The sequence below is a fragment of the Pelomonas caseinilytica genome (genome assembly GCF_021353235.1).
In the GTDB taxonomy this organism is placed as follows: Bacteria; Pseudomonadota; Gammaproteobacteria; order Burkholderiales; family Burkholderiaceae_C; genus Pelomonas; species Pelomonas caseinilytica.
Genome location: NZ_JAJTWT010000004.1, coordinates 392,247 through 409,937, shown reverse-complemented (window position 1 = coordinate 409,937; position 17,691 = coordinate 392,247). Strand labels below are relative to the sequence as shown.

Here is a 17,691-nt window from a genome sequence, read left to right as displayed (position 1 = left end):
TCAGAACCTCGCGTTCAGGTCGAGCTGCAGCACCTCGATCTTGAGCGGCGCACTGCTGAGGTTGCCGCTCAGCGAGGTGGCGTCGCCCGGCACGGCCAGGAAGCGCACCCCGTCGTCGAGGTTGCGCGTGCTGGTCCAGCGGGCGCTCAGCCAGAAGTTGCGGTCCAGGCCGACGTTGCCGCCGATGCTCCAGCCCTTGTAGTTGGTGCCGCCGAGGTGCCAGGTCGTGTCCGTGAAACCGTCGATCCAGGCGTCGCGCTGCACCAGTCGGTAGGCGGCAAATCCCTGCCAGTCGCCGCGACGCGCCAGCGTGGGATTGCCGACGAGGATGCGGGCCTGCACGGCATGGGTCCTGTCGACGATGGTCTTCTCGGGGTGGACCGGGTCACGGAGGGACTCGCCCGCGCGCCGCTCGATGTCGGCGATGTCGAAGCCGGTGTTCTTGATCCAGTCCAACGTCAGGCCGACCGGCACGGGCAGCACGCTGGCGTCGAGCTGCAGGCCGACGGTCAGGTTGACGGGCCGGAACCTGGACGCCAGGCCCCAGGTCGGCGCGGCCGTGCTGGTGGGGTCGTTGAGGTTGATCAGCGTGTTGCCCTTCAGGCGCAGCCCTGCGCCGTATTGCGAGGCGAAGTAGCTGGTCGCCCCGTTCAGGGGGCCGGCCGGCGGCGGGCTGCTTTCGCGCTGGCCTTCCATGTGGCGGAAGTCGTAGGCCGCCAGGCCGAGCCTGAACTGCACGCCGCGCGCGAGATCCATCTCGCCGCCCAGTTGCGCGCCCAGCAGCCACTTGTCCTTGGTCGACAGGTTGAGTTCCTCCAGCGGAAAGACGCCGGCCGTGGCGAAGAGGCTGCGCTGGGGCGTGAAGGCGCGGCCGATCTTCGCCGCCACGCCGTCGAAGGCGAGGTCGTCGGGCCAGGCGAGATCGGTGCTGTAGAAGGGGTTGGGCATGCGGCCGAGATCGGCGGACAGGCCGTCGCCCGTCAGCCCCTGTTGCCAGCGGATGTAGGCCCGGTCCAGGCCGAGGGTGTAGCGGTTGAAGTCGTTGCCCAGGGTCTGGGTGGTCGACGTCGCGCCGTTGCTGGTGCTGCCGGTGGCCAGGCGCATGCTGGCCAGCACCTGGTCGCTGAGCCTGGCGTCCACTTCGAGGCGACCCCGCAACGTCAGGCGCTGTCGATCGGTGGTCGTGTTGCTCAGGTCGGGGGCCCAGGCCGGCGAGGCGGCCTGGGCGCGATAGACCTCCGCGGCGACGTTGGTCTTGTCGAAGAACTCGCCTTGCGCCCGCACGCGCAGGTCGCCGCCGACCTTGATGCGGCCGATCCAGTCCGGCAGCGCATCGGGCTGGCCCCAGCGCTCGCCCCTGGCCTGGGCCAGCACCTCGGCCTTGATCTCGTCGCGCATCTGCTGGCGCACGGTTTCGGGCACGTAGGGAATGCGCAGCACCTTGGGCGTCGCGCTGGCTTCCGCCCGGGGCGCTGGCGGGGCGGCCGCGGGCGCCGTGGCAGACGCCTGCGCCTGCTTCAGGATGGCCTCGGCCTTGTCGCGGGTGAGCAGGCCCTGGGCGACGAGGGCGTCGATGAGGGCCTGGGTCGTCGCACGCAACCGGGCGATCTCCTCCTTGTCAGAGGTCTGGGCGCCGGCGGGCAGGGCGGCGGCGAGGATGAGGCTGGCGAGCAGCGGCGTCAGGATGGGCTTCATGGGCGGCGGTTGGAGGCTTAGGCTTGGGGTCGCACGCTGAGCCGGAAGCGCATCGGCTGCGACAGCGCGAGCGCCGGCGGCGGCGGCAACTTGAATTGGCGGCGGGTCTCGTCGAGGGCGGCGCGCAAGGCGGCATCGTTGCCGTCGTTGCCACTGGCGCTCAGCTCGAAGCGCTGGATGGCGCCGTCCTTGTCCAGCCAGATGGCGAAGGTCGCGGTCAGCTGGTCGGCGTCGGCCTTCAGGTGGCGCTCGATCTCGCCCTGCAGCAACTGGCGCGCGGTGTTGGCGTAGAAGCGCTCCTGCGCTCGGTCGGTGACCGTGCCGGCGGGACCGCCGGCGCCGGTGACGGGCGTGCCGCCGGCATAGTCGCGCGACACGCTGCCCGACGAGAAGGCGCTCGGCCCGTCGCCGGCAGCGCCTTCCATCTTGATCGCCTCGGCCGGCTTGGGCGCCTCGACCGGCTTGGCCTGCTCCTCGCGCATCACCTGCTTGGGCTCGTCCTTGGGCGGCTCGGGCTTCTTCTCTTGCTTGGGGGGCGGCGGGGGCGGCGGCGTGTCGGGCAGGATGGAGATCTTTGCCACCTGGCGCCTGGGCCCTTCGGCCTTCATGTGGCTGAGGGCCCACCAGGCCGCGAAGGCGAGCAGCACGAAGGCCGCGGCGGCGATGAGCTTGAGGTGCAGCGGCTTCATCACGTGCCGATCCGGCTCGTCACCAAGCCCATGTTGACCTGAAGCCGGTTGCACAGGTCGATGACCGCCACGACGCTGGCGTACTGCGTGCGCGCATCGCCCTTGATGGCCACCGACATGCCGGCATCGCGCGCCTTGGCGGCGTTCAGTTGGGCCTCCAGCTCCGCGAGGCTCACGCCGACACCGTTGAGCAGCACGCCGCCGTCCGGCATCACCTGCACGATCTTGAGCTCATGCTTCTCGGTGCTGGGCTTGTTGCTCGGCTTGGGCATGGTGATGGACAGACCCTGCACCGAGGCCGTCGTCATCAGGATGAAGACGACGAGGAGCACGTAGGCGAGGTCGAGCATCGGCGTCACGTTGATGCTGTCGTAGGGCTTGGCGTCCTGGTTGACTTGCATGTCAGGCGCTCCTTCGGAGGCTTGGGCAAGAGTGCCTGGGCTTGGGTGCTTCTATTTGCAGTGCCTCGGTGGCCAGGCCCATGCCGGGAGTTCGCCCCGGCGGGCGACCTACTTTCTTGGGCGCCCAAGAAAGTAGGCAAAGAAACCGCCCCCGAACCGCCCGCCCCGCCGCTGCGCGGCGGGGTTCCCTGCGGTGCTCGCACCTTGAGGCGCCGCGCAAAACTCGCTCCGCTACGCTCCGCTCAGACAGTTGCGCGGAGTCAGTTGTTGAAGCGCGCTGCGCGCGCGGCCTCAAGGTGCTGCGCTCCTCGGCGGGCTCAAAGGGGGAGTGAAGGAACAGCCGCGACCGCAGGGATGCGGCGTTTGGCTGTTGGCTGTTTCGGCTGTTCGGGGTCTCCCCTTCTAAACCGCCGAGAAGCGCAGAACTCCGAGGCGCGCGCGCAGCGCGCTTCAAGCTCTGACTTCGCGCCGTTGTCTGAGCGCAGTGAGCGCAGCGAACGAAGCGAGTACGGCGCGAGCCTCGGAGTTCGACGCAGTGAGGCTGGACCGAGCACAGCACCTGCGTGCTGTGCGACGCCTGCCGAACGCCTTGCCGCATGCAAGCGGCAAGGCACGCAGGGCACCCACCCGGATCGCGGGTGGGCGGTTTTGCAGGGGCCGCTCTTTGCCTACTTTCTGGCGGGCCAGAAAACCGAAGGTTTCGGCGAAGCCAAAGTAGGTCGCCTGCCGGGGCGAATTCCCGGCACGGTGCACCGAGTCCAGAGGCTCGTAGCAAAAGCCCCCCACAGACCCTGCCGGCTGCACCACGACGCAGCAGGAGCGCCATCATTCCGCCCCCGCCCGCTTCGTCACCAGCCCGATCTCGGTGATGTCCAGCTTCTTGGCCACCTCCAGCACCTGCATCACCTTCTCGTACTGCGCCGACGCATCCGCCTTCAGCACGACCGGCAGCGAAGGGTTGGCCGACTTGTACTGGGCCAGCGTCGTGCGCAGCTGCTCCATGTCCACCGGATAGGCGTCCAGGTAGACGGCACCGTCGGCGGTGATGGTGATGGCCCGCGTCTGCGGCTTGGCGAGGTTGTTGGCCGCCTGCGTCTCGGGCGACCTCACCTTCACGCCCTGCACCGACGCCGTCGTCAGGATGATGAAGACGACCAGCAGCACGTAGGCCAGGTCCAGCATCGGCGTGACGTTGATGTCGTCGTAGGGCTGGTTGTCGGTCTTGACGTCACCGGCCATGGCGCTCTCCCGATGTCATCGCTTCAACGCGCGCCGTAGAGCTCGGCCACGCGGGTGATGAACTCGTCGATGAAGATCTGCATGTCCGACGTCGCGTTCTTGATCTGCGACGCCAGGTAGTTGTAGCCAAACAGGCTCGGGATGGCGACGCCCAGGCCCGCCACGGTCGCCAGCAGGGCCGCGGCGATGCCGGGGGCGATGGCGTTGACGTTGACGTCGCCGGCCGCGGCGATGGCCGCGAAGGTGATCATCACGCCCACCACCGTGCCCAGCAGGCCGAGGAAGGGGCCGCCCGAGATCGCGATGGTCAGCAGCACCATGCCCGAGTTGAGCTGCGCGTTCTCGCGCACGTAGTCGGCATCGACCGAGGCCTTGACGGCGTCCAGCGACGCGCCCGACAGCGGCGCGCTGCCCGCCTCGCCGACCCTGCGCTTGGCCAGCTCGCGCACACCGGCCTGGTAGAGGCGGTAGATCGGGGACTGCGGATGCGGCGCGTGCTGCTCCAGGTGTAGGAGCTCGTCGCTGGCGTCCCGGAAGCGCAGCACGAAGCTGCGGTTGGCCCTGGCGACCCGGTTGACCAGCAAGCCCTTGGTCACCATCACCCAGGCCGCGATGGCGAACATGACGGCCAGGATGCCGATGACGGCCCAGGCGTCGGGCGTCAGGTTCTTGACCAGGATGCCCATGTAGCCGTGGCTCTCGCCCTCGGCCTCAACGGCGTCCTTCGCTTCGCGCGCGGAGGCTACGAGCCGGCTCTCGCCGCCCTGGGCGCCGGCGGCGACGGCGATCCAGTCGGCGCTGCGCAGCGCGGCGGAGAGCTGCACCTCGTCCATCAGTCCGCGGGCGCCTTCGCCCAGGCGCAGGCTGCTGCCCAGGGCCGGGGTGGCGAGGTCGCCCTGCGCGACCTGCGCCCCGTTGACGAAGAGCGTGGCCTTGCCCAGGCCGAGGCGCACGGCGACCTGGGTCCAGCGCGCGACCGGCACCTCGCCCCCCGAGACCTCCGCGCGGTCCGCCCGCACGACCAGGCGCCCGCCGCTCAGGCCGAGCGTCAGGCCGCCCCATTGCAGCAGCGTGGCCCGCTGCACGTCGTCCAGCTTCACCCACAGGCTGGCCGTCAGCTGGTTGCCGGCGTCGGTGACGGCCTTGTCGGACAGGGCATAGACGATGGGCTCGCCGGCGAGCTTGGCGCTGGCGGCGAGCAGTCCGTTGGGCTCGATGGCCGGCGGGGACTGGGGCCTGATGGCGCCGAGCTGGTCGCCACCGGCGGGCTTGTCACTGAAGTGCAGGGCGACGACGGTGGCCGCGTCGAAGCCGCCGCCATCGGCGCCCTCGGCCGCCGCCTTGGCATTGCCGGCGTAGACGTAGAAGACGTTCTTGTCGGTGCCGGGCAGCACGCTGGGCAGTTGCACCCACAGCACGGCCAGTTCATTGACCGCGTCGAAGCGCTCGATGCTGAACTTCAGCGGCGTCTTGTCGTCGGCGGCGACGACGCGCAGGTCGCCGCCGTCCTCCTTGGCCGCGGTGAAGTCGAAGTTGCCGGAGTGCAGGCGCACCGCGACGGCCACGCCCGCGGCGGCCTCCTTGGTTTCCAGCCCCTGGGCCGAGGTGTTGAGCGTGACCTTGGCGCGCTCGCTCCAGTCGGCGTTCCACCAGGCATGGGCGGTGGCGGGCAACAGCGTGGCGAGGGCGAGTGCGGTGAGTGCTTTGCGCATCATGGTGGCGGTCTTTCGGGGATCAGGAAGTGCCGAAGCCGAGGAACTCCAGCAACAGTTGGCGGCGACGGCGGCGGCGCTCGTCCTTGTCCTTCTCGGTGTCGGCATTGCCGGCGGATGGAGCGGCTGCGGGTTGGGTCACCGGCACGGCGACGGGCGGCGTGATGGCCACCTCGGCGGTGGTGCCGGCGCGGGCGCCCGACACCTGGATGTCGTTGGCATTGACCAGCCGCTCGGCGCCGAGGAAGGCATTGCCCTTGGAGCGGATGCCTGCCTCGCCGGCGTTGATCTCGCCGGTGGGGGCGTAGAGGTCGAGGTCATTGCCGGCCGACAGCACGGCGATGCCCGAGCCGCTGAAGGAGCCCGAGGTGTCGAACACCAGGTTGCCGTTCGAGTCCAGGCGCAGCACGGGCGCCGGGGCGCCGGTGACGGTCTTGGCGCCGCGGCCCGCATCGATGTTGCCGCCCGACGACCACATCAGCAGGTTGCCCTTGCCGAGGGTGAAGACGCGCGACTGGTTGACGTCGAAGTTCTGCGCGACGACGGCCGACACGTCGCCGCCGTTGACGGTGACGATGCCCAGCTCGGTCGGCGCCTTGCTGCCCGCCGCCACCTCGCCGGCATTGACGCCGCCGCCAGCGTTGATCAGCGTGATGTCGGCGTTCTGCAGCGTCTTGATCTGGCTGGTCGGCATGCGGACCTGGGCGGCGGGGCGCGACGGCGCGTCGCCCAGCGGGAAGAGCAGGTCGATGGCCTGGTAGCCGCGCGCATAGGCGGCCCAGCGCTCGTCGCCCTCCAGCTCAGCGGCGGCGCGGCCGGCGCTGCGCAGCTCGCCCATCAGCACCCGGTTGAGCCAGGGGATCTGCCGCGCCAGCGGCAGGGCCTCGAACAGGCGCAGCGTGTCCGCCGCATCCGCGCCCCGCTGGCCGCCCATCTGGGCGACATAGTCGGCCAGCCTGGCGAGGTCGGCCGGGGCCGCGAGTTGGGACAGCGCCGAGGCGCGGGCATGCGGACTTTGCGCGGCCAGGCCATTCATCAGCACGCGGCTGACGAGGAGGGCCTGCTGGGCGGTGCCGAGCCTGTCGAGCTGGGCCAGGGCCGCCGCATCGTCGAGGGCCGACCAGGCCGGCTGCAGCAGGCTGGCCTGGCCTTTCAGCGCCTCCGTGACGGCCGGGTCGTCCACCGGCTTGCCGAGCAGCGCGGCCATGCGGGCGCGCTGGTCGCCGGCCTCGGCGCGGGCCGGCTGGGCGCGTACCTGTTCGATGACGAGGCGGTCCACCAGCGCGGTGCCGAAGCGCTGGCGCAGCAGGTCCAGCTGCCGGGGCGGCGAGGCGGCGTCGAAGGCGGCGGCCGTGCCGCTGCCGCCGAGCAGCACCCAGGCCTGGCCGAGCTTGCCTGCCAGGCCCGTGGCGCCGAGGACCTGGAAGCCCGCGGCACTGGCGCGGGCGTAGTCGTCGCCGTCGGCGCCCAGGCCGGCGACCACGGTCAGCCGAGCACCGCCCTCGGGCAGCAAGGCACTGTTGGACAGGTTGCCGCGGGCGATGATGCCGGTGCTGTTGCCGAGGTCGACATCGCGGCCGGCCAGCACCAGCACGTCGCCGGGGCCGGCGACTTCCAGGCCGGTGCCGCTCGTGAAGCGCACGTCGCGGCCCGCCCGCAGCTGGCTCAGGTCGCTGGGGCTGCCGGCGGCGGCGCCCTGGTGCTGCACGCTCACCTGCGACAGCCGCACGTCGCGACCGGCGGAGACCACGAGGCTGCGTGTCGAGCGCAGGTCGTTCAACGTCACGTCGTCCTGGGCCGACAGCACCAGCACCGGGTCGCGCGAACTCTGGTCGAGCTGGGCCTGGCCCAAGGCGTTGCGCGAGAAGAACTGGGCCTCCGGCAGGCGGGCATTGGGCAGGCTTTCGTCGGCCAGCGTGAGCATCGAGGTGGCCTGGGGCGCCAGGGGCGAGCCGAGGGCCAGTGCCCGCACGTCGTTGACGCTGACGGCGTCGCGGCCGGCGATCCAGGTGCGCGCCTGCAGCGGGTCGGCCGCGGTGCTCCACTGCCACAGGCTGGTGGCGCCGACGCTGCCCTGGGGGGCCAGCAGGCGCACATCCACCGGCACGACCTTCCCCGGCGTGGTCAACCCGCTGCTGCCGGTTTCCAGCGGCTGCAGGGAACCCAGGTAGGTGACCGAGCCGCTGCCGCTTTGCGCCAACAGCCGGGCGTCTGCATCGAGCATGGGCAATGCGACGTTCTGGCCCTGAGCGTCGTTGTTGGCCTTGGAGGGCAGAGCCAGCGCCAGATTGCGGGCGTTGGCCAGCGTCACGTCACCGCCGGCCTGCACGCGGATCGCGCCGTTCTGGTAGAGCAGCTGCAGGCCCGGGTCGAGGTTGAGGTCGGCGCCGGACTCGGTACGCACCGCGCCGCCGGCGGCCACGTCGATGCCATGCGAGGCGAGCAGCTGGCCGCTGACCACGTCGCGGCCGGCGCGCAGCTGCACGCTGCCGCCGCCGAACTGCTGCAGGCCGCTCGGCAGCCCCTGCGCATCGCTGCCCGTGGGGGCGATGAAGCCCGAACTCGCCGCCGCGGCGTGCAGATGGACGGCGTCGCGCCCAGCCTGCACCTGCACCGAGCCGCCGCCGAAGGTGGCCACGCCCTGGGCGAACAGGTCGGTCCGGCCGAACCAGGCCACCGTGTCGTCCAGCGTGCCCTTGGCTCGCCACAGCCAGCCGGTGGCATAGCGCTGGCTGGCATTGCCCGCCTGGCCGACGACGTCGCGGCCGGCCGTCAGCCTCACGGCGCCGCCCTGCTGCGTGAAGGGCAGCAGGCCCGAGGTGTCCAGCGCCGGGGCGAGGTTCTCGAGCAGCGAATTGAAGGGCGTCGAGGGCAGCGGGTCGGGGGTGTCGGGCGCCGGCGCAGGGCTGGGCGCGGGACTGGGCGACGGGCTCGGGGAGGGGCCCGGCGCGGGTGCCGACGTATCGGCGCCCGGCGGGGGCGGCGGCTGCACGTTGCCGGTGGTGTTGCCGTTGCCCTCGGAGGGCGCGCCGCCTCCCGCCGTGGCGGCCAGCGCGGTCGCATGCGCCTGGGCGGCCGAGGGCACGGCGGGAGGCGCGGCGGAAGGAGCAGGTGCGCCAGCCGGCATCGCGCCGACCGGAACCCCGAGGGTGGCGATGGTGGCGCGGCCGTCCAGCCAGCGGATGTCCTGCGCCGCCGCCAGCTCGATGCGGCCGGTGGTGCTGCGCAGCTGCACCGGCGCGGCGTCGGAGCCGGCCACGCCGATCGACAGCGAACCGGCCGAGGCGTCGCTGCGCGTGGTCATGACGTTCGCGGCGCCCAGGTCGGCCCCGGCCGCGATGCGGATGGCGCCGGCGCGGGCGGAGGTGCCTATCCATTCGCCGGCATTCGTCGGCGATTCGCGCAGGCCGGTGGCGAGACTGGCCTGCAGCTTCACGTCGCCGGCGGCACGCAGGGTCACGGCCGCCTCGGCGGCATTCGGCGCGGCGGCCTGCTGCGCGGCGGTCAGCGTGGGCTGGCGCCAGCCGGCCGTCAGGCTGAGGTCGGCCTGGGACCGCACCTCGACGCCCGGGCGCACCCGCATGGCGGGCATCAGCGCGGACTGGCCCGCGCTCAGCCGAGCCGCGATGGCCTGGGCCGTCTGCTGGGCCTCGCCCATGAAGGCCGCGTTGTCGGCCGCGACTTGGTTGAGCAGCAGCTGGTTGGACGGCGCGGGGCTGGGCGATGGCGACGGGCCAGGTGATGGTGCCGGGCTGGGCGAGGGCGCGGGGCTGGGCGAAGGTGCCGGACTGGGCGATGGCGAAGGGCTGGGCGAAGGCGCCGGACTGGGCGAAGGCACGGGGTTGGGCGAAGGCGACGGCGACGGGCTTGGCGATGGGGCGGGGCTCGGCGTCAGCGGTGGAGAGGGCGGCTGTGTATTGCCCGTCGACGGACCATTGCCCGGCGCAGGTTGCGCCGGTGAGGGCGTCGGCGATGGGCTGGGCGACGGGGTGGGCGCGGGGGCTGGTGGCAGCGGCGGAGAGGGAGGCTGGGTACCGCCCGTCGACGGACCATTGCCCGGCGCGGGATTGGATGGCGAAGGTGCTGGCGTGGGCGAAGGTGCCGGCGCGGGCGCAGGTGCCGGCGTGGGCGAAGGTGCTGGCGTGGGCGCAGGTGCTGGCGCGGGCGAGGGTGCCGGCGTGGGCGAAGGTGCTGGCGTGGGCGAAGGTGCTGGTGTGGGCGAAGGTGCTGGTGCGGGCGAAGGCGCTGGTGCGGGCGAAGGTGCTGGTGCGGGCGAAGGTGCTGGTGCGGGCGAAGGTGCCGGCGCGGGCGCAGGTGCTGGTGCGGGCGCAGGTGCTGGTGCGGGCGCAGGTGCTGGTGCGGGCGCAGGTGCCGGCATGGGAGCAGGTGCCGGCGTGGGCGAAGGTGCTGGCGCGGGCGAAGGTGCCGGCGTGGGCGAAGGTGCCGGCGCGGGCGAAGGTGCTGGCGCGGGCGAAGGTGCCGGCGCGGGCGAAGGTGCCGGCGCGGGCGAAGGTGCCGGCGACGGTGAGGGCGATGGAGCAGGCGTCGGCGAGGGCGCCGGGACGGGCGCCGGCGCCGTCGGAGGTGCCGGGGGTTGGGTGTCGCCCGTGGTCGGGCCGTTGCCGTCCGACGGCGTCGACAGTGAGTTCGAGGCGGCTGCGACGGCCAGGGCCTTGACTGCGGTGGCCGTCGGCTTGGGCGGCGCGGTCATGGGCGGCGCCGGCGGCTGGGCGTCGCCCGTGCTCGGGCCGTTGCCTTGCGCAGGATCTGGAGCCGTGGGCACCGGAGCAGGGCTCGGGCCGGGCGAAGGCGAAGGCGAAGGCGAAGGGATGGGTGTCGGCGTCGGCGTCGGCGTCGGCGCGGGGGCAGGCGCCGGGGCCAGTTGGTCCACCAGTTGCTCGATGCCGTCGTAGACCTTGACGGCCTCGACGTCGACGCTGCCGACCTGGTTCAGCCGGGTCTGCAGCTCCGCGATCCGCACGTCCTGGCCCTCGCGCAGCGCGCGCAGCGCGAGTTCGCCGCCTTCGAGGTCGATGCTGCCGCCCTGCAGCCGCAGCCAGCCGGCGCTGCTGTTGAGCGCGATGCGGCCGGGGTCCAGGTCGCCGGCGCTGCCGGCGCTGCGGGCCAGCAGGCGGGCGCCGTCGGCGATGACGAGGTCGCCGCCGGCGTTGAGGGACATCTGGCCGCCGCCGCTGGCCGATGCCAGCGCGACCAGGTCGCCGGCGATGGCGAGGTTGCCGGTGTCGCTGCTGAGTTCCAGGGACCGGGCCGCCAGGCGGGCGCCGACGGGCAAGGCCTGGTCGCCGCTGCGGTTGCGCACGGCGATGCGCTGTTCGAAAGCGCGGTGGCCGGCACCGCCGATGGCCGCGGCCAGCGCGCCGAGATCGATGGCCTCCTTGCTGTCCAGGGCCAGGCTGGCCGCCGTGACGGCGGCGTCGGAGGCCGCTGCGCTCAACTGGCCGCCCAGGGCGAGGCGGCCCTGCGGCGCGTTCAGGCTGAGCTGGCCGCCATCGCCGTCGCCGGCCGCCGAGACGTCGAGCCGGGCGCCGGCGCCCAGTACGAGGTTGCCGGTGCTGCTGCTGGCCGTCAGGCTGCCCGCGGCAAGGTCGGTGCGCACGGCGTGGTCGCCGCTGGCGATGAGGTCGCTGCGGCCAGCCACGCTGAGCCGGCCGCCGCTGATGCTGAGGTCGCCGATGGCGTTGAGCACGAGCTGCCCGGCGGGCAGGTCGATGTCGGTGGCGATGTCCATGGACTGGGCCGCCAGGGCCAGCTGGGCGGCAGCGCCGCGGGCGGCGGCGGGAGCGGCGGCGCCGGTGCCGAGGAGCTGCAGGCCGCCCTGCACGGTCCAGCGGCTTCGCGCCGCGGCCGTGCCGGCCGCGCTGGCGCCGACGACGCTCGTCGTGGCGTTGACCTCGCCGGCCGCGGCGACCTGGCTGTCGCCGCTGAGGACGATACCGTCGGGCGCGCCGAGCGAGGTCTTCGCGGCCTGCCAGGCCTGGCTGCCGGGCCCCACCTGCAGCGTGGCGCCGCTGGCGAGCCTGATCTGCCCGCCGCCGCCGGCGCCAGTGGCTTCGCGGCCGGTGCTGTTGGTCAGCACCAGGGACCGGGCTGAGATGCTCGCGGCGTCGTCCGCCGTCGCGGCGCGCAGGGCCGGCGTGTCCAGGGTCAGGCGGCCGAGGGTGGTCTGGCCGGCGGCGTCGCGTCCGAAGTCCAGGGCGCCGACGAGGTCGAGGCTGGAGTAGCTGCGCAGCAGCAGGTTGGCGGCACGGCCGAGCTGGCCCAGCAGGTCGCTGCCGATCACCAGGCTGTCGCCGGCCAGCGGCTGGGTGCCGCCGAGCTGCAGGCGGGGCACGCCGATACCCAGGGCTGCCGCATCCAGCGTGGCGCCGTCGGCCATGGCGGTGTGGCTGGTGGCGTCGAGCTGCACCAGGCCGCCGCTGGCTCGCAGCGCGGCGCCGGCGCGCAGCGTGAGGCTGCCGCCGTCCAGCGTGGCGCCCTGGCGCAGAAGCTGGCTGTCGCTGCGCGCGCTGGCGAGCACGGCGGCGCCGTCGCCGCTCAGCCGCCAGTCGGTGGCCGTGGCGCCGTTGCCCTCGGCCTTGAGCGTGCCGCCCAGGTCCAGCGACTGGCGGGCCGCGAGCAGCAGGGTCGGCGCGACCAGGTTCTCGCCGGCCTCGACGCTCAGCGTCGTGGCGCGCACGTCGAGGCTGCCGGGGTGCTGCAGGTCGATGGGCACGGCGCCGAGCACGAGGCTGTCGACGCCCAGGCCGCTGAGCTGCCGCGCGTCGAGCTGCAGGCCGCCGCTGCTGCCGCCCGTGCCGACGTGGATGTCTTCGGCACCGAAATAGGCGCTGCCGCCGCGGCCCGCCTCGCCGCTGCTCGCCTTGCCGGTGGTGAAGCGCAGCGTGCCGCGGATGTCGGCCTGCCGGGCCGACACGACGAGGGCGCCGGCATCGCGGTTGAGCGCCGGCGTGGGCTGGTCGTTGCGCACGGCGAGGGCGCTGAAGAAGGCGTCGGCGCCGGCCAGGCGGATCTCGCTGTAGCGCCGGGCCTGGGCCGGGGTCAGGACTTGCCAGTTGCTGGTCAGCGCGTCCAGCACCGTCGTGCCAGCCTGGCCGAGCCGGGCGCCGACGAGCAGGCTGCCGTTGTCGCGAGCGATGGCGCGGCCCAGGGCCAGGGCGGTGCCGCTGGCCGGACGCACGAGCAGGGCGCCGGGCAGCAGCGCGAAGCGCGCCGGCAGCAGGGTGTAGCTGCCGCTGAGCACGGTGCCGTCGGGCAGGGCCAGGCCGCTGCCGAAATGGATCTGGCGACCGAGCGCCGGCAGCCCCGGCAGCGAGTTGTCGGCCGCGCCGGTGCTCTGCACGCCGGGCACGATGGCGTAGCTGCCGTCGGCGGCGCTGAAGATGTCGGCCGAGCCGCCCGGGCCGGCGACGAACTGCCAGCCGAGCAACTGGCCGCCGCCGCTGAGGTCCAGCGTGGCGCCCGCGGCGATGTCGACCTTGGGCGCGTCGAGCACGATGGCCTTGGCCGGCGCGGCGCCGCTGGTCTTGCCGGGCAGGCTGCCGGGGGCGGCCCAGAGCTCGCCGTTCCAGTTGCCGAAGAGAGCACTGCGGCCCTTGGCGGTGACCGAGGTTTCGCTGCCGTCCAGCAGCTGCACCGCCTCGCTGGCCTTGAGCGTGATGCTGCCTTCGGGCGCGCGCAGCCGGCCGCCTTGCACGATGGTCGCGGCCTGCACGTCGAGCCGGCCCCCGGCGCTCCAGGGCAGGTCCGGCGCCTCGCCCGCCGGCTGGCCGATGGTGACGCTGCGGCCCGTTGCGTCGAGGGTGTAGGCGGTATCGGTGGCCGGGTAGACCTGGCGCGCGTTCAGCACCAGGTCGGCCGCGGTCGCGAGCCGCCCTTCGTCGCTGGGGGTGGGTCGTTGCAGCACCAGGTCGCCCTGGCTTTGCAGCGCCAGCTCGCCGATGCCCTGGCTGACGACGCGGCCGTTGAGGTCCAGTCGCTCGCCGGCCTGCAGCACAAGGCTGGCGCTGCCACCACTGGCGGCCGGCAGGGCCCGGGTGGTCTGGTCCACCGTCAGCGGCTGCCCCTGGGTGTCGGCCCAGCTGATCCAGGGCGCCGACAGGCGTGCGGCGGTCTTGCCGGACTGCGGCGTGACGGCCAGGGCCTGCGAATCCAAGGTGAGGGCGCGCGACAGGTCCAGCGACACGCCGCCGTCGACGGCGATGCGCTCGCGGGCGCTGAGGGTGAAGTCGGCGACGCCCGAGCGGGCCACCCAGGTCGCATCGACGCGGGCCAGGGCCTCGACGCCGGCCGCGCGGCCCAGGTCGTCGGCCACCAGCGCGCCGGTGAGCCGGCCGTCGCCCGCGGCCAGCACCAGGCTTTGCACCTCCGGCAGGCTGGCATCGCGAACCAGGCCGGCTTCCAGGCGTACCTGCAGCTTGCCGCCGCTCTGTCCGGCCGCGCCGGCCTGGGCCTTCAGGTCGCCTTCGAGCAGCATCAGCCCGTTGCCGCGTACCGACAGGCTGCCGGCCGAGCTGCCGATCCGCTGGCGCGTCACGCGGTCGCCGCCTTCGGCGCGCTCGCGCACGTCCAGCAGGCCGGCGGCGCCGGAGACGTCGAGCTGGGCGCCCTGCTGCACCACCAGGCTGGTCCTGAAGGCGAGGTCGCCTGCGCCGGCGTCCAGGCTGATGCTGCCGCCCGCGAGCACCCGGCCGGTCAGCAGGCCGTCCTGCGTGGGCTGCAGCTGGCGCAGGCCGGCCACGTCGATGCGGGCCGAGCTGCCCAGCCAAAGGAACCGCGCCTGGCCCGCATTGCCGTTGTCGCTTTTCAGGCCGAGGCTGACCTTGCCGCCGGGCACGAGCAGGCTGCCGTCCAGGCTCAGCCGGTTGCGCGCGTTCAGGCCGAGGGTGGCCGTCGGATCCAGCGAGATGCTGGCGCCCTGCGCCACCACCAGCGTTCCCTGCGGGTCGGCGGCCCGGTAGCCATTGGACGCGAGGTTCAGGTTGACGGGCCTGGCATAGCCGGTCGCCGGTGCGCTCAAGGTCAGCGTCCTGCGCCAGTCGTCGCTGCCGCTGGGCACGAAGCGGCTCGCGGCCGAGGCCTGCCACAGCTGCAGCCGCGGTGCGAGCGCGGTACCGGCCTCGACGACCAGGGACTCGCGGCCCTCGAAAGCCAGGTTCTGGAAGCCGCCGCGGTTGAGGAAGCCGGCGTCGAGCCGCAGCGTGCCGGCCGCATCGGGGGTGGCGGGCGCGCTGCCGAAGCGCAGGGCCGGGGCCGTGATGCCGAGGCTGCCGCCCTGGGTGAAGGAATAACCCCGCAGTTCGCCGTCAAGCGTGAGGGTGTGGACGGGGCCCTGCGTCACCACGCCCGGCCCGGCGGACAGGGTCAGGCTGCCGGCCGCGGCGCCCGTCACGGCCTGGCTGGTGCCGACCAAGCCGCCGCCGGACACGTCCAGCACGCTGCCGCTGGCCAGCGAGACGTCGCCGCCGGCCTGCACCGTCAGGCTGCCGCCCTGGATGGCGGTCCGTGGCGCCGACTGCGCGCCCAGCGGGTCCAGCGCCGCGTTGATCCAGGCGCCGGAGACGTCGAGCTTCACCTGCTCGGCGAGCCTGACGTCGCCGGTCAGGCTGCGCAGCACGAGCTGGCCGCCGGTCGCATGGACCGAGCCGTCCACCTCGACCGTGCCGCTCTCGGACTGCAGGCGCAGCGCGCCGGTCGCCGGCAGGTTCAGCGCCCCGCGGAGCTTGACGTCGCCGACGGCCGTGATGCTGACCGAGCCGAAGCCGGCGTGTCGCAGGGTGTCGAGCGACAGGCCGGAGGCGATGCCGTCCAGCGATGCAGGAAGGGCGCCGGCCCCCAGGCGCGGCGTGGCATCGGCCGACAGGGCGAAGCTGCCGAGCACGGCGCCCCTGTAGCTGCCGTCGCCGAAGGCCGCCACATGCTGGAGGGCGCCGATGGCGAGCCGGCCTGCCGCGGCCAGGGCGTCGCGCCCGAGCAGCTGGCGCTGGCCCGTCAGCGTGCTGCCGCTGACCTGGCCGTCGACCACCACGGTCGGCGCGACCAGCGTCAGGCTGCCGCCGGCTTTGCCGTCCACATAGCCCGCCTCCAGGCGTGCCGGGATGGCACTGCCGTAGTTGACGACCGGCCCCCAGCGGTCATAGCGCGCCTTGCTGGTGCCGGCATTGCCGATGGCCGTGTAGACGAGGTCCCTGGGCGCGGTGTTGAGCGTGTAGGCCGCGCCGGTGCTGCTGTACAGCTGAGTGGGCGAGACCAGCGCCTCGGTATAGGTCACCTGGCCGCCGTCGACGCGCAGGCTGGAGCCGGCCTGCGCCAGCACCGCCTCGCCGGCGATCAGCCGCAGGCTGCCGCCGCTGGCCAGGCGCTCGCCGGCCGTGCGCTGCACGGCGGAGCGGTAGTTGGACAGGTCGCCGAGGATGGGCGAGGTCTCGCGGATGTCGAGGGTGACCTTGTTGCGGTAGAGCAGGCCGTCCTTCTGCAGCGGCGCATCCTTGAGGTCGTTGCTGCCCAGCAGTTCGGTCGTCACGAAGTTGCGGGCGGCGCTGACCGTGGTGTCCCTCGTGCCGGAGACGTCGATGCCGGCGCCGGTCTCGACGACGATGCGCCCGCCCGTCGCGTTCAAGGGGTTGCCGCTGCCGAGCAGGTCGCCGAGCGGTGCCGGCTTGTCCAGGGCGCGCAGTTCCGCGACGGCGCCGGGCGCGACGACCTTGGCGCCCCGGGCCAAGGTGATCTGGCCGCCCGCCAGGTCCAGCCGCGACCGCGTGAACGTGGCGCTGTCATCGCTGGTGAGCGGCTTGCCGTCCGCGCCGTTGTTGTCCGGCGTGATCTCGGTGACGCTGCCCGCGGCCAGTGTCAACTGGCCGCTGCGAACGGCCTGCTTGTAGGTGCTCCGGTCGCCGCTCGGGACCACCGCGCCGCCGTCCAGATAGGTCGTGCCGGCATCCCCCTGCGCGAGCAGCAGGATGGAGCCGTTCTGCGACACGCTGGTCGTCGCGCTGATGCGTCCGGCCTGGTTGACGGCCAGGCCCACCAGCGTGGCGTTGCCTCGCGGGACGCTGATCGTGCCGGTGTTCATGACCCTGCCCTGGCCCGAGTCCAGGTCGGCCCGGCCCACCTCCACCAGCAGGCCGCGCAGCGCCGGCACATTGGGGTTGGATTCGGACGCGTAGAGCGGCTCGGCGGTCGGCAGCTTGTAGAAGACCTCGGCGCCCCCGCCCAGGATCACCTGGCCGCCAGGCGCCGCGAGCGTGCCGGCGTTCTCCACCTGCCTGGCATAGAGCTGGATGCGTCCGCCCTCGGCCGTCTTGATCTCGGCGCCCGTCTCGATGCGGACGAAGCTGCCGGTGTAAAGGCTCCCCGGGTTGGCCTCGTCCTCGTTGCGGATGCTCAGGGCCGGATTGCCACCCGTGATGGCAGTGACGAAGCCATTGACGTAGTCGCTGTCCTTCGGGGCCAGCGTCGTGGCCATCAGCGCGCCGACGTCCACGCGCGCATCCCTGCCGAACAGGATGCCGTTGCGGTTGTAGAGCAGGATCTCGCCGCCGTTGGTGGCCTTGAGCTGGCCGAAGATCAGGCTGGGGCTGACGCTGCCGATGCGGTTGAGCGCACTGGAGCCGGGCTGGGCCATGTCGAAGGTGACCGAGCTGGCCGCGCCGATGTCGAAGCTCTGCCACTTGTAGATGGCGCGCTGGCTTGTCTGGCCGATGGTCATGTCCACGCCGCCGCGCGTGTTGCTCACGTTGACCGGCGCGCTGCTGCCGCTGCCGTAGACCCGCCAGCCCGGGGCCGGCAGGGGCACGCGGTTGATCGGCGGCGGGGGCGGTGCCGCCACCGGTGCCTGCGCCAGGGCGGCCAGCGGCAGGCTGGCCGCCAGCGCGGCGACGAGAGGCGTCAGCAGGAGGGCGGTCTTGCGCGGAACGGCGGTGTTGGACATGGCGCGGC

Annotated in this window: 6 protein-coding genes; all 6 read right to left on the bottom strand. The window is 73.2% G+C overall.

Annotated elements, in window-relative coordinates:
* Entirely contained in the window at positions 1-1,695 is a 1,695-nt protein-coding gene (locus LXT12_RS12475; RefSeq protein WP_233392491.1) for a putative porin, read from the bottom strand.
* A 17-nt stretch (positions 1,696-1,712) separates the two neighbouring features.
* On the bottom strand, positions 1,713-2,384 hold the full coding sequence (locus tag LXT12_RS12470) for a TonB C-terminal domain-containing protein (protein ID WP_233392490.1): 672 nt from the start codon (positions 2,382-2,384) through the stop codon (positions 1,713-1,715).
* Positions 2,384-2,785, bottom strand: coding sequence for an ExbD/TolR family protein (locus LXT12_RS12465; RefSeq protein WP_233392488.1), 402 nt, complete (start codon positions 2,783-2,785; stop codon positions 2,384-2,386). The genes LXT12_RS12470 and LXT12_RS12465 overlap by 1 nt, the downstream gene beginning before the upstream one ends.
* A gap of 825 nt (positions 2,786-3,610) precedes the next feature.
* Positions 3,611-4,024 (bottom strand): ExbD/TolR family protein, encoded by a 414-nt coding sequence (locus tag LXT12_RS12460; RefSeq protein ID WP_233392486.1) that lies wholly within the window; start codon positions 4,022-4,024, stop codon positions 3,611-3,613.
* A gap of 23 nt (positions 4,025-4,047) precedes the next feature.
* Positions 4,048-5,739, bottom strand: coding sequence for a DUF2341 domain-containing protein (locus tag LXT12_RS12455; RefSeq protein ID WP_233392484.1), 1,692 nt, complete (start codon positions 5,737-5,739; stop codon positions 4,048-4,050).
* 19 nt (positions 5,740-5,758) lie between these two features.
* Positions 5,759-17,683: a filamentous haemagglutinin family protein gene (locus LXT12_RS12450; protein ID WP_233392572.1), complete on the bottom strand. Its 11,925-nt coding sequence runs from the start codon at positions 17,681-17,683 to the stop codon at positions 5,759-5,761.
* Positions 17,684-17,691: the final 8 nt, after the last annotated feature.